The organism is Marinicella pacifica, from assembly GCF_014636635.1.
GTDB lineage: Bacteria > Pseudomonadota > Gammaproteobacteria > Xanthomonadales > Marinicellaceae > Marinicella > Marinicella pacifica.
The window spans coordinates 84346-99066 of record NZ_BMEO01000006.1 but is presented as its reverse complement, the minus strand read 5'-3'; the positions used below and the strand labels follow the sequence as shown (position 1 = coordinate 99066).

8 protein-coding genes are annotated in these 14721 nt (G+C 48.1%); 2 read left to right on the top strand and 6 right to left on the bottom strand.

Annotated elements, in window-relative coordinates; translation table 11 throughout:
* Positions 1-377: 377 nt before the first annotated feature.
* Entirely contained in the window at positions 378-1070 is a 693-nt protein-coding gene (locus tag IEV16_RS08555) for an outer membrane protein (RefSeq protein WP_188365282.1), read from the top strand.
* Between the two features lie 255 nt (positions 1071-1325).
* Here IEV16_RS08555 and IEV16_RS08550 read toward each other — a convergent pair whose 3' ends face one another.
* Positions 1326-1979 carry an SdpI family protein gene (locus IEV16_RS08550; protein ID WP_188365281.1) on the bottom strand — a complete coding sequence of 218 codons (654 nt, stop codon included), beginning with the start codon at positions 1977-1979 and terminating at the stop codon, positions 1326-1328.
* Between the two features lie 29 nt (positions 1980-2008).
* A complete protein-coding gene (locus IEV16_RS08545; protein WP_188365280.1) occupies positions 2009-2275 on the bottom strand; it encodes a metalloregulator ArsR/SmtB family transcription factor in 267 nt (88 codons plus the stop codon).
* 271 nt (positions 2276-2546) lie between these two features.
* On the opposite strand from IEV16_RS08545, the gene acs reads away from it, so the two are divergent.
* The gene (gene acs / locus IEV16_RS08540) at positions 2547-4475 is read left to right on the top strand and encodes an acetate--CoA ligase (RefSeq protein WP_188365279.1); all 1929 of its coding nucleotides are present in this window, start codon (positions 2547-2549) and stop codon (positions 4473-4475) included.
* Positions 4476-4635: 160 nt separating this feature from the next.
* On the opposite strand, the gene IEV16_RS08535 is transcribed toward acs, so the two are convergent.
* From IEV16_RS08535 to IEV16_RS08520, 4 genes are all read right to left on the bottom strand, one after another.
* Positions 4636-5634 carry a virulence RhuM family protein/type II toxin-antitoxin system death-on-curing family toxin gene (locus IEV16_RS08535; RefSeq protein ID WP_188365278.1) on the bottom strand — a complete coding sequence of 333 codons (999 nt, stop codon included), beginning with the start codon at positions 5632-5634 and terminating at the stop codon, positions 4636-4638.
* A gap of 183 nt (positions 5635-5817) precedes the next feature.
* Entirely contained in the window at positions 5818-7236 is a 1419-nt protein-coding gene (locus tag IEV16_RS08530) for a right-handed parallel beta-helix repeat-containing protein (protein ID WP_188365277.1), read from the bottom strand.
* Positions 7237-7435: 199 nt separating this feature from the next.
* A complete protein-coding gene (pbpC, locus tag IEV16_RS08525) occupies positions 7436-9784 on the bottom strand; it encodes a penicillin-binding protein 1C (RefSeq protein ID WP_188365276.1) in 2349 nt (782 codons plus the stop codon).
* A 1-nt stretch (position 9785) separates the two neighbouring features.
* Positions 9786-14708 (bottom strand): alpha-2-macroglobulin family protein, encoded by a 4923-nt coding sequence (locus tag IEV16_RS08520; protein WP_188365275.1) that lies wholly within the window; start codon positions 14706-14708, stop codon positions 9786-9788.
* Positions 14709-14721: the final 13 nt, after the last annotated feature.

Genomic DNA, 14721 nt, shown 5'->3' with positions numbered 1-14721 from the left:
CTTGTTAAAAATCTTAAAAAAATAATTAAATTACTTTGCCCAATATAAGAAACTTTTGCAATAGAAAGTTTCCCATTGTTTTGTTCTTTGCGACTTATGGTGGTGTTTGGGAGATCCCTCGGCTACGCTCGGGATGACATTTGTCCTTTTTTGGGTGGTGGGTGACAAAATTTGTGATGTTGAAATGCTTTGCATTTGTTCGTTTTACGAACTTGGCTCCCGAATCAAGTCCGAGAGCGACGCGCTGGTTTAAGATTTGGATAGTGTTCGGAGCTCCCTGGGCTTCGCTCGGGCGACTTGTCATTTTTGTGAGCGGTGTCGTTTTGTTTGCGTGGTTTGTGCGGTTATAATGAGGGGACGTTAACAAGGAGATTTTTATGCGAAGTTTTAAATATTTGGGCCTGTTGGCTTTGAGTTGTTCGGCGATGGCCGCTTCTGATGACTGGCGTGGCTGTTATGTTGGGGTTCATGGTGGTTCGGCTGAGGTTGATAGCAGTTACCGTGGGGTGTTTTTTGTCGGTGATGTGATCAATGATAACTTAGGTACGGTTTCCGGGGATGGTGAATTTTTCGGGGCTCAGGTGGGTTGTCGGATGTTGGTGAGTGATAATTGGGTTCTGGGTCTGCGTTTAAGTGGCAGTGATGGTGATACCAATGCCCGACATCCCTATATCAATGGCACCAGCCCGACCAACTATGTGTCTTATGATGCGGATAATCTGGTGACTTTGAGCGGCCAATTCGGCTTCTTGCTTTCTGAAGCATCTTTGCTTTATGTGAATTTAGGCTATGGTCAGATTGATATGCTGGTGGAAGACACGGATCCGAATTATCAGGAGCCGATTTATTTCCAGCATAAGGACACCCTCGATGATGTTATGGTTGGTGTCGGTTTTGAGTATCGCTTTAATGCCAACTGGTCGGTGTTCGCTGAATACAATCAGATCGATTTCGGGACTGAACGCAATGTTCTGTTAACGGATTTATCGACCTGGGATATCGATGATTACCAGGCGGATATCGGTCATGAGATGGATTTCTTTAAACTGGGTGTGAATTTTCAGTTCTGAATAAAAGAAGGTTGATTGAATAAAACCGGGTCTTTTACGAGGTCCGCGAAATGCTATGCATTTGTTCGTTTTACGAACTCGCCTCCATGGATGGAGGTGTATCGCGATAGATTGGACTCGATAGCGATTGGACCCCGTGTCGGGGCACGGGGTGACTACGTCATTTTTTGTAGCTGCGGGGCTGCCCTAAGGGGCCCTAATGTTGGTGTCCCCGCCTTGCACCGCAACATTCTTGAGTGTATCGTTACGGTGGGGTTATGAATCCTCATCGAATCCTTCGATGTTCTTGTATAAGTACAAGGAATACAGGATGGGGATGGCGGCGGTGGCTATGATGACGGTGGTGAGTATGATTTTCTGGTAGGGGGTGAATGGCGACAGCATCATGGCGAGGCCGGCGAGGATGAAGACCCAGGCGCTGAGGCGGTGGGTTTTGTACCAGACTTCGTCGCTGGAGAGTGTCCAGGGTGTGCGGATGCCGAGAAAGAAGTTTTTGGGGATTTTTGTGAGGTAATTGCCGATGACGATAAACAGCAGGCCGATGCCGGACATAATCCAGGTGGTCATGTTGAAGTTTTTGTTAAGTGCGGCGTTGAACATAAACAGCATGATCATCAGCATAAAGATGGCGATGACCAGGGTCAGGAGGTAATAAACTTTTAAGGCGCCTTCTAAGCGGAAGCCTTTGGGCGCGATTTTGGGTAAGACTAAAAGCAGGAGTATGGTGGCGGTGTCGATAATCGGCAGCATATAAACGCCCCAGGGTTTCGCGGTCCAGCCGTCGATTTCGCCGTCGATATTCCAGTGCGTCGGTACGGGATCGGGTAAATAACCCGAATAAATCACGGCGACGATCCAGGTAATGAGTATGGTTATCAGGGTGCTGATGATAAGGTTTTTATGTCGCATGGGTTTCTCCACTTCTTGTTATCTATGTTCTACAATAGTTTTTTAATCTGAATCAGTATTTGTTCAAGGACACTGACGTTTAGGGTGTATATCCGTTTCTGCCCAGCCCGACGTACCCGCACAAGATCGGCTTGTTTTAATATGCTTAAGTGGTGGGATAAGGTGGCACCGCTGACGTCGATGTGTTCGTTAATTTCAGCCACGGATTTTTCACCGGATTTTAAGACGTCGAGTATTTTTCTGCGCTGGGTATCGGCAATGGCCTGGAATAAAGTTTGTTGGCTGTCTTCTTGCATGTATTTAGATTATCATCTAAATATCTATTTAGCAAGTATTATTGTAGCTGCGGCATATACCGCTCCTGCTAAGTCTGCAGACCTACGTCCTGTAGGCCACCCTTGCGGTCGCCCACTTTGATTTATTAGTTATTTAACAATGTTGCGGGGCAAGGCGGGGTCAAGCCCCGCAGCTACGATGGGTTTTATATTGTGTGGTGTTTCCTACATGACAGTTTTACTTTGTTTTGGTTATAATGGTTTCATTATAAAAACAGATATTGAGGTAGCCATGACTGAACCGATTAAAAATAAAGCCCCGTCCCGATTTACTATGGAGAGTTATCAGGAATTGTATCGTCAGAGTATTGATAATAATGTTGAATTTTGGCGACAGCAGGGGCAGATTTTAGATTGGTTTAAGCCCTATTCTGAGGTTAAGGATGTGTCTTTTGATGAGGATGACTTACATTTCCGCTGGTATGGCGATGGTGAGCTGAATGTCTCTTATAACTGCATTGACCGGCATTTACCTGAAAAAGCCGACAAGACCGCGATTATCTGGGAAGGCGATGATCCGAAGAAAAGCCGACACATCAGTTATGGGGATTTGCATGATGAGGTCTGTCGTTTTGCCAATGCGTTAAAGAAAATCGGCGTCAAAAAAGGCGACCGGGTGACGCTCTATATGCCGATGATTCCGGAAGCGGCCTATGCCATGCTGGCTTGTACCCGAATCGGCGCCATTCATTCTGTGGTTTTCGGCGGGTTTTCGGCGGATGCCCTGGGTGATCGGATTATAAATTGTCAGTCTCAATTTGTGGTTACCGCTGATTTCAGTCGCCGTGGTGGTAAAAAGATTCCGTTAAAAGCCAATGTTGATAAAGCCTTCGATAAACCGGGGGTGAAAGATTATTTAACGGATGTGCTGGTGGTTCAAACCGATGCAGAAGCGGTGGCAATGAACGATCATGACCATTGGTACCATGAATTGGCTCAGGAGGTCAGTGATGAATGTCAGCCGGAAGCCATGAATGCCGAAGATCCGTTGTTTATTCTCTATACCTCCGGCTCCACCGGTTCACCCAAAGGCGTGGTGCACACCACCGGTGGCTATCTGGTGTATAGCGCCCTCACCCACAAAGAGGTGTTTGGGATACAGAAAAATGATGTTTATTGGTGTACCGCTGACATCGGCTGGGTCACCGGTCACAGTTATGTGGTCTATGGTCCGCTGGCCAATGGTTGTACCACGGTGATGTTCGAAGGTGTGCCCAGTTATCCTGATTTCAGTCGCTTTTGGCAGATTGTGGATAAGCACCGGGTGGATATTATTTACACCGCGCCAACGGCGATTCGGGCGCTGATGAAGCAAGGTGATCAATTTCTTGAAAACACCTCGCGTAAATCGCTGCGGGTCCTGGGCTCAGTGGGTGAGCCGATTAATGTCGAAGCCTGGGAATGGTATTACGAACAGGTCGGCGATAAGCGTTGTCCGGTCATCGATACCTGGTGGCAAACCGAGACCGGCGGCATCATGATTTCGCCGTTAGCCGGTGTTACACCTTTAAAACCGGGGAAAGCCTCCCTGCCCTTTTTCGGCATTCAGCCGGCTTTAATGGATGCAGATGGTCAGGAATTATCCGGCCAGAATGAAGGTCAGCTGGTGATTAAAGACAGTTGGCCCGGCCAAATGCGGACTGTGTATGGTGACCATAAACGTTTTTATCAAACCTATTTCTCAGCTTTTAAAGGCGTTTACACCTCCGGTGACGGTGCGCGTCGGGATGAAGATGGCTTTTATCGCATCACCGGCCGGGTCGATGATGTCATTAATGTTTCGGGGCATCGCATGGGCACCGCGGAAGTGGAAAGCGCCATTTGTGAACATGACCATGTGGTGGAAGCCGCCGTGGTCGGTTATCCCCACGACATCAAAGGCCAGGGTATTTATGTCTATGCTATTTTAAACAACGATGATGATGCCGGTGATGAGCTGGAAGCCGAACTCAAGCAATGGGTACGCAAAGAAATCGGCCCCATCGCCACCCCGGATCTGATTCAATTTACCCCAAGCCTGCCCAAAACCCGCTCCGGAAAAATCATGCGCCGGATCCTCAGAAAAATCGCCGCCAACGAAGTCGATTCTTTAGGGGATACCACCACCCTGGCAGAGCCTGAGGTGGTCAAGCAGTTGATTGAGAATCGGTTGAATCGGTAGGGTTTTTGCTAAATTTGTCGCCATAAATCAAAACACTCGTGCCCATGCTCCGGCGTGGGCACGTAATTTATTCGAGAAGTTTAGTTTCTACCAAATTAATTGGTTGGCCAGTAAATTGAGGATATGCATTCCCACGTGGAACATGGGAACGAGAAAAATTCTAATTTGATTCCCGAGCCAACATATTCATAATCAATCGGATAATGGTTTCTTTTTGATCTGGTTTTGATTCTGCAACTAAAAGCGTTAATGCGGCCAAGCCTGTATCGTTAATACAGGGATGATTATTATTATCCAAAAGACGGTGATTACGATGCAAAAAGTCAACAAATAAAAAAGCTCCACTGCGTTTATTGCCATCGGTAAAGGGATGGTTTTTCACAAAGAAATACAATAAATGCGCTGCCTTACTTTCAATCGTAGGGTAAGCGGGTTCTCCAAAGACACTTTGTTCAAGATTTCCCAGTATCGATTCAATACCATCACTTCGCTCCTTCGCAAATAGCTCGGTTGCTTCACCGCGTTTAATGAGGCTGGATTTCAGCTGAGACAATGATTCTCTGGTTTGTTTTGCTGTAGGCAGTATTCCACCAGCTTGGCCTTGGGGTTCTTCTAAAAGACCTTCATCGTAGCGCTGCAGCCATAAGAACGATTGTGTATAACGACTAACGATTTCTACCAGCCCTCTGCCGGCATCTTGATTCAGTTCCGGAGATTTGGCTGTTTTCTCAATTAAGGCAAGGGCCTGTTTTAATTCTTTTGCATTTTGGACAAAGCGGTGTTGGTCAATGGTGTAGCCTTGTATCAGATATTCTTTCAGGCGTTTGGTGGCCCAAATGCGGAATTGTGTTGCTCTACCAGAATTAATTCTATAGCCTACTGATATGACAACATCCAAATTATAGTGCTTTCGATTTCGTTTAACTTCTCTCTGGCCTTCTTTTTGAACTTGTAAGAAATTCTTACAAGTTGCTTTTTCAGTAAGTTCTTGCTCTTTATAAATATTTTTAACGTGCTGTGTGATATTTTGTGGCTTAACATTAAACAGGTCTGCCAATTGTGCTTGAGTCATCCACAAAGTTTCTTGTGCAAGGCGAACTTCGACTTCAACTTGTCCATCTTGTGATTCATAGATCGTTATCTGTTGCTGGTTTTTCATGGCTTGGCTCCTATTAACAGACAATTATCAGTCTGTTTAGCGAACATAATATAATAACTAATTCTATATCAACAGATGAATGATTATATTTTTAATTGATGTTTCAAATCATGACAGAATCAAATTAACATTTAATAGACAAGAATCTAAAGTGGTTTCTTACGAAAGCTCAGCCTGACTGAATCACTCAAACCCATCAGCAAAAATCAGATCGATGGTTTCATAAGCACCGATGTCGATGGAGCCATCGTTAGGTCGGGGGCTGGCTTGTTGGTGTTTTTGGTATTCGGAATGGGGAATGTGTGTGGATAGATTGGCGGGAATGGGCATGCCCTGGTTGATGCCGGGAGCATTCACTGTGAGTCGATAGTTTTGACCATTGAGGTCGAGAAAATCAGGGGTGGTGCCGGTGATTTGATTGCCAAGGTTGTTGATGGTGCCATTGGGGTTGCAGTGGCAGTCGCTGTAATTGGTTTTCAGCCAGTTATGTTGGTAATTGAACGTGCCGTTGCCGGCTATCAGTGCCAGGGTGTGTCCGGCGGATTCACCGTAATAGATGTTATTAAATACTTCGGCAGTTTCATCGTTGGTGGATAGACGCACCAAGGTGGTGTTGCCGCTGCGTTGTGAGATGATGGTGTTGTTGTATAAAAACAGTGTGCCTTTTCGGTAGTCAGCGGTGGTGCCGCTGTCGCCGCCGTAATGAATGATCTGTGAGTTACCGTCGTTATCCGGTTCAATCAGGACATTACCATAGACATGGGTTTTGTGGTAACTTGGGTGATTGACCAGATTTTCAGAATCTTCGGCATCCACCAGGTCTAATTGGCGATTACCACCTTCAATCCAGTTATAGGCCACCACCAAACCGGCGGATCGATCTTTCAGGTTATTGCCCCCTGCCCCGGCTTTTAAGGGCCCGAATCGATTGAATTGGTAGGTGATGTCGATGGCGGCGGTGTAGGTGTTGTGTTCATAAATGCGACCGACCACACCGTTACCGTGAATATGGTTTTTCTCTATCAGGATGTCTTCGGTCTGGCCGTTAAAGGCACCGATAAACAAACCGTTGCCGGAGTTACTGAGGCTGCAGTTACGAATGGTTAAATGCGCAGCTTTTTCCACATAGATGGCAGCGGCATTGTTACTGTATGTTTCAGTCTGGCCCTGGTCATTGATGAATTGATAATCCTTATAGGCCGAGCGGATATCTAAATTCTCGATAATAATGTGTTGTGGCAGAGCATCGCCCGGAATGTTTGAGCCACCGATTTTAATCAGACCCCGGGGTTCATTCCAAAAATTCAAACCGGCCACCGTCACGGCATTTTCACCATCAATCACCGGCTGTTGACCATTCGGGCCATTAACGCCAATAATCGATATGGGATTTTGCGCCGTACCCTGAACATTAATGACCCATTTTTCCCGGTATGGCGTACTTCGCCAGTGAATATAGACGTTATCGCCGGCTTGCAAAGCCGTCCAATCGACATCGGCAATGGCCGATAAGGGTTGACCCGGGCCAATGTGGTAGTCGGCAGCTTGTACTGAGCTGAATACCAGCAATAAGGCTATAAAGGTGTATGTTTTGCGTTTCATAGGATGATTATAATCCTACAGAACCAGATTATTGAGAATGGGTGCACAAAATTTTCGCAAAATGAGGTAAATGGATAAAACAGGAATGTACGAAAATTTAGGTTATGGATTTTTTTAATCACTGTTGCGGTGCAAGGCGGGGACACCAACAGTAGAGCCCCTTAGGCAGCCACGCAGCTACATTGGTTGACCTAATTGCTCACATCGCCACCTGGAAATCCAGGCTGGCTTGTTGGGCGCTTTGGTCGATGACGCGGAGTTGGTAGTGGCCGGGGGTGAGGTTATCGAGTTGCACGGTGCTTTGGTGATTGCGGATGAGTTGGTCGTTGAGGAACCAGTAATGCTGGCCGGTGGAACCGGCGACCTTGAGTTCGATGCTCGGTAGTTGTAGGCTGCCGGCTTCGGGATAGAGTGTGGCATCGGGGTGGATGCCGACGATTTCCAGGCGGTTTTGGTTGTGCCAAAGCTGGCAGTCCTCGGCAAATTCCGGCAATAACTGTTCTCGGTGCCAGCGCTGTGGCAGCCAAGGTTCCAGCACTGCCGGCCAGACGGTAATCTGTTGTTGTCGGGTTTGACCGTCGTGGCATTGCGGCGTGACACGTTCGCCCTTCTCATTAAGTGTTACGGTTAAGCGGGGTTTTTGCAGCGGGTTAATCAATCCATCGTGGCGAGTTGGTGGTGTCATATTATTGAGCGTATAGGCCTGTTTTTTACGGTGACAATCGCCCGGCTTTTGTAGGTTTATGGCGGTGCCCAGGGGCCAGCAAATGGTGGTTAGCTGAACGCTGGGTGGTGGCGGATTGCTTTCAGTGTTTTTAGGCAGCATGCCATGGACTTGGCGCAGTAAGGGCACGGCAGCCAAACGCCCGGTGTTATCGCTGACGAACGCGCCATCCGGCCGACCGACCCAGACACCAATGGTATACGCGCTATTAACGCCAATCGCCCAGGCATCGCGGCCACCGTAGCTGGTGCCGGTTTTAAAGGCCAAATCTCGGCTGCCGGTTAAATCATCGTGATAGAGGCGTTTTTTAAGGTGCCCCTGCGCCAGGATATCTTGCACAATCCAGGCAGCGCCGTCACTTAATAAGGGCCGTTCCACCAGTTGTTGTTCGGGCAGGTAACGTAAAAAACCGGCCTGTCCTTGACGGCCCAGGGCACTAAACACCTGCATTAATTCCGCCATATTGACACCGCCACCGCCTAAGGCCATTGACAGATTGGGTTGCGCTTGGCCAGGGAGCTGTAAATTTAAACCGGCATTATGCATGCTGGCATAAAAGGGTTCGGGACCGATGGCATCGAGTAATTGCACCGCCGGCATATTCAAAGACCGCAACAAGGCTTCTGAAGCACTTACCGGCCCGCTAAAATACTCAGAAAAATTATGCGGCCGATAGCCGTCAAACGAAGTCGGTACATCAAATAATAAGGACTGCGAATGGATTAAACCCTGATCTAAGGCCAGGCCATAAATAAAGGGTTTTAAGGTGGAGCCCGGTGAGCGCACGGCCTGGATCATGTCCACCTGCCCGGCACGGCTGTCGCTGAAAAAATCGGCACTGCCCAGATAAGCGGTCACCGCCATGGATTCATTGTCCACCACCATCACCGCCACCGACAGGGCCTCACCGCTGTTTTCGGCGTAGTCTTTGGCCAGCCATTCCAGTTCGGTTTGTAAATCTCGGTCGATGGTGGTTTGAATAAGAGACCGATCGGGGTATTGACCACGTAATTGACGGGCCAATAAAGCGGCGGTCATCGGTTGGGTTTTATACTGTGCATAGACCGTTTCCTGCCGGGCTTCCTGAACGGTTTGTTGGGACCAAACTTTATAGGCCGCCAGCCGGTTTAAAACCTTATCGCGGGCCTGTTGCGCGCGTTCCGGATAACGATCAGGCCGGTACAGGCTCGGCGCCTGCGGCATCACCGCCAGTAACGCCGCTTCGGCATGGCTTAATTGGGCGGCCGGTTTGCCCAGATAAGCATGGGCGGCGGCTTCAACACCTTCCAAAGGCCCGCCAAAGGGCGCGTAATTGAGGTAATAATTGAGTATCTCGGTTTTACTGTAATGCCATTCCAGCTGTAAGGCTCGGAACATTTGTCCGACTTTACCACGCAGGGTTTTGTCGTGATTTTGCATGATTCTGGCCACTTGCATAGTCAGGGTCGAGGCACCGGAGACATAGCGCCCTTCTGTTAATCGCTGCCAGGCGGCGCGAACGATGGAAAATGGGTTAATGCCGAAGTGCCGGTAAAAATAGCGGTCTTCGTAATTAATTAAGGCTTCAATATACAAGGGTGAGACTTGATCGACGGTGGTAGGATAACGCCAGACGCCATTGTCATCGGCAAAAGCACGTAACGGTAAACCGTCTTTATCCACCACCACCTGGGCAAAATGCCGTTGCTCAAAGGATTCCACCGGTAAAGGCCATATACGATCCAGGATTAAAAAAGTGAGCCAAGACGCGACGCACAATAACAACAGCAGCCAAAGCGGTTTTTTAAGCCGCTGTCGGATGCTGTTATTGGGTTGTGTGGTCATGTTACCGGGCCTTAACCGTTAACCGGGCATCGGTGTCGGATAACCCCCGGATTTCAGGCCGGTACATGTCTTCCACCAGCGCCTGGGGTACGGTGTAAGTGCCCGGGGTTACCGCCCGCACCAAATACACCAGATGAGTGGCGTCATATGATGACAAGGTAAAGGCCGCCACATAACGGTCATCACGGTATTCTTCATGCATTAAGCGGTTGTTCTCATTCCATTGTTGCGGTGTTTTACCGTCAATTTGAATGTCATCGAGGCTCATGGCATGGTCGAGCGCCTGATTTTCCGGTTCGAATCCGGCCGGCAGCAAATCCACTAATAAGGCATCGGGCAGATAGCCGATGGATTTATCGAGGCTGGCACTGATTTTAACAATCACCAAATCACCGCTGCGGACGGTCGATAAGTCCAAAACCTTGCCCGCCAGATCATAATACTGTTTATCAACGCTCACCCCTTCTGTTAAATCCATGGGTTTATTGGGATAACCCTGATAAATCCAATCCACATACAAGGCTTCATTGCCGGTGTTTTCTATTTTAATATCGGTTTTGGCATCATCCCCGACATAGACATTAACCAGATCCTGTTGTCGCTGGATGGCGGTGGTTTCACCGGCATTGATGAAATTAATCTGCCAGTCGCCGTCTGATTGCCGGGCCAGGGATTTGGCGGTTCTGAATAACATACCGCGCTCCTGAGTGGAAAGCCAACGGCGTTTTGTGAGTTCAGATTTGATCTCCGGTAGCATGGACAGAACCGATTGCGGTAATTGTTTTAACAGCGGGCTCTCTAAGCCCAAACGCACCACGGCGGCATAATCACGGATTTTTGAGCCATAATTGCCGTAATAGGCATGGCGGTCTGCTTGCCACTGGAAGTCCACCACCTTCTGCCAGGCTTCAGTGGCCCGCTGTTGATCACCCACCAGTTCTAAGGCCCGGGCGCTGTGGGCTAAGGGCAAGGGGCTGTTGATGTCTTTAGGGATGTTGTCATAAACCCGACGCACATCACCGACACTGAGTTGCTGACTTTGGGCCAAAACATAAACGGCATAAGCTTTCACCGACACCCGAAAAACATGCTGATCACTGAGATAACGGCTGAGATCTGATTGCAGACGAAATTGACTTTGCACATAATAACGCAGGCGTTCTGTGGCTTTGTTCAAAGCATTCTGCGGTACGGAATAGCCCTGGTTTTGAGCGGTCAACAGAAAATCCGTGGCAAATACGGTTAGCCAGTTGGCTTCCTGGCTGTCATTCGACCAATAACCAAAACTGCCGTTGGATTTCTGCATACTTAAGATTCGGCCAATGGCGGTTTCGATGTGCTTGTGCCGGTTGGCATATAGATCCCGGCTGCTTTGTTTGGCATATACCGAGAAATCCTGTTGATCGGCCAAAATGAGTGGCCAGGCGCGGCTGGTGGTTTGTTCCAGGCAGCCATAGGGATATTGCAGCAATTCAGCCAGTTGTTGTTCCTCGGCCAGAATGATTTGATCGGAGATTGTTAACACCGATTTCAAACCATCTGATTCAAAGTGATTGTGCCAATCCTTTTTATTGGACACCGTTTGACCGGCCTGGACAATCAGACTGTGCTGCTGAGTGATGGCCGGCCGTGCGGCACGTAATCCCAGGGTCCATTGGCGATCCATTTGAAAGCTACTGTTACTGGCTTCGGCCTGAATGCTGAGCTGACCCTGTCCCTGGTGATTGGTGGCATTAATCGGCAGTTCAATGCGTTGTTTTTCATTGGCTGTGAGCGATAAGGTCAGGTCTTTGTGTTCGCCGCCAAGGGCTTGATCGGCCTGAATGCTGAGCTGAATTTCGCTGTCTGTGTCTTCGGTGTTATGCACTTCAATCACGGCGGTTGACTGATCGTCCTTGGCCATAAAGCGTGGTAAAGAGGCTTCAATCACCACCGGGGCAGCGACTTTGACGGTGCTGTCAGTGCTGCCAATTTGGCTGTTATTAAAAGCCACCGCCATCAAACGCAACTCGCCATTAAAGTACGGCAACTTAAACTCAATTTCCGCTTCACCCCGGTCGTTCAGCGGCACTTTATCGCTGAGTAAAGAAACAATTTGCACCTCTGATTTGGGTTTATCACCGCCGCGGCTGATGTCGGCATCACCACCAAATTTTTGCACCGCTTTTTTGGCCTCAATCATGGCGATCAATCGTCCGTACATGTCATAAATGGCGGGTGCATATTGGCGCGGATTAAAGAACCAGGCAAAAGGATCCGGTGTTTCAAACTGACTCACATTTAAAATCCCGGTATCCACTGCGGCCAGTGTTACAAAACCTGATTGCCTGTCTTTCAGATTATTGACTTTGACCTGAACAACCAAGGTTTTATCCGGTAAAACCTTGTCTTTATGCTTCAACTCAACATCAAGATGTTCAGGTTCGCGGTTTAAAGGCATGTGAATCAAACCCAAAGCCCGCCTGGGCAGGTGTTTGCGTTTTGGCTGGCCGGCTTTTATCACCGTCACCGCTGCATAGATGTCGTGGCGACGCCAGGTTTGATCAATTGGAATGGCTAAATCGGTTTGAGCCTGGTTAATTTCGGTGACCCGGTGCCACAATAAATCATCAGCCTCCACCGTAATAATCGCAGTGCCGGTAAAGGGTGCCTGCACACTTAAAGTGGCTTGTGAACCCGGTGTCACGGCATGATTCTGCCATTGCAGTTTCACCTGATCGGGTTTTTCTGCCTGCAGATCATTCGGGTCATACCAGCGCCAACCGGCAAAAAAGCGGTAAGAACTCAGTATGTTTTGATGACTGTCTCGGACTTCCAGTCGGTATTGACCATACTGAATCGGCAATTGTACACTCACCGGCTGCCCAGCAGTCAGCGGCTGAATGGCGCTAAAGACTGTCTGCTCATCCTCTTGATTTCGGTACGCCCAGCCGTCATCTCCCCAATGCCAATAACGCTGTCTGTTTTCATGGACCAAAACAAGTTGTGCATCCGCCATATCGATGGGTTCTCCGGTCTGATTGATGGCAATCAACTCGAAACCGTTTTGGCTATTGGGGTCAGCAAAACGACTGTCCCATAAAGGCTTAATACCGACAGCACGGTCATAGGGCCATACCTGTAACCGGCTGTAACGTGACAAAGGCCGTCCACCGGCCTCATAGACATTAATATGGGCGGTAATATCTAAAGGAAATTTTGCGTCCTGCCATTTATTCGGTATCACCAGGGTGCCTGCTCCAGCTTCACTGAGTTTTTCAGCATCCACCGTAAACGTGTCATTCAATCCCTTATCATGATTGGAACCAAAATTAAATTCGGGGTAATCCTCTTTAAACAATTTTTGAGCAGTTGACAGCGTTATGGTGGCATCAAAACGGTTACCGGCGGCCGGTGCACCATATAAATAATCAGCTTGAATATGAATGTTCGCAGGTTCTTCGGTGGAAACAAGTGTTTGTTCCGGTTTGAGAGACATGCTCAGGCGTTCGGGTAAAAAATCCTGAACCGAAAACTCATAGGTCTGTCGGTGCTGGTCATTGAAATGCACCACAAAACGCCACTGTCCTCTCATGGCATTTTCAGGCAACTGAAAACGGCTGTGATAAAAACCATCGGCATCACCAGCCCAGTTAAAATGCCGAATGACACGATTATCCGGCCGCTTGACTTCCACCGTAAAAGGTAAAGTTGTTTCAAAACGCGCGTCATCATTACGCAGAAGACCATTAATCTGAACGGTTTCGCCGGGTCGATAGAGGTCTCTTGGTGCATACAAAAACAGTTCTCGGGGCCGATAATCGCGACCATTGATGGGGTATTCGGATAAATCGAGTTTTGGCTCATTGAGTCTCAGTAGCTGGATGTGCCTGCCATGCTCGGCGATAATAAATTGAATATTTTTATTGGTTAAAGCGGATAATTTAGCAAAACCGGCGGCATCAGTTTTGACCCCCACCTTGGTATGACCTTTGTCGTCATAGGCAGTCAGTTTAACATTCTGATAGGGTTTGCCATCCGGTAGATGTTGTGCAAAAACAGCCATCGAATCCCGGTATTGGCGACTGTGCAAAGCAATGTCCGTTTGGATAAACCAGGTACTGGCATAATCATAATCGTAATTTTCAGCGCCCATCATCGTAACAAAGTACACCCCGGCTTCATTAAGTACGCCGATGTTATTTATCGACAGTTGGTGCTGTTCGGTTTTGTTGGTTGTGTGATCCAGCGAAAATTGAGCTGAATACGCCAGATCAGCAATCTCAGAGAGATCACGTAACTGGTAGGTGCTCGTTTTATAGGGGTTTTGCAGGAATTGATGCAGTTGGTCTGACTTAATTCGCCAGAATTTCAAATCCACTGCGCTGACATTCACCGCTTCAATAGGCAATGCCGCATCATGCGGCAATAAAGTATAGCCTTGTGATAAAAACCGCACCGATTGTTGGGCCGGCTGGGTTTTGAGGTTTTTTGTGTGATTCTGGCTCAGTGTTTTCCCTTTATCCGATTGTAAAGACTGACTGACCTTAATCGAATATTCGGTGTCGGTTTCGATAAATGGGTAATACAAGGCCAAACCCTGATCGCCGACAATCCAGGCGGGCTGTATCCCCTGCCCGGCTTCAGTGACTTGTATTAATTGATTAAAATCCTGGCTTCGATCCAGAGGTTGATTAACATTAATCTGTAACGCCGCGGTGTTGTCGTATATGCCCTCAGATATATTTAAAACCCGAAATTCACCCGTATGACTGAACAAAATTCCCGGTTTATCGGTGTCCGGTTCTTGCGGTGTCGTGTTTTGATCAGTGGCTGCAGAAGTTGCCGGTTTATCGGTTTGCTTCTGCGATGATTGATTGTTTGAATCGCCACATGCAGAGAGTGTTAAAACTGCCAATAACAGAATCCATTTAAAGTGATGCATTGCAATACCTATT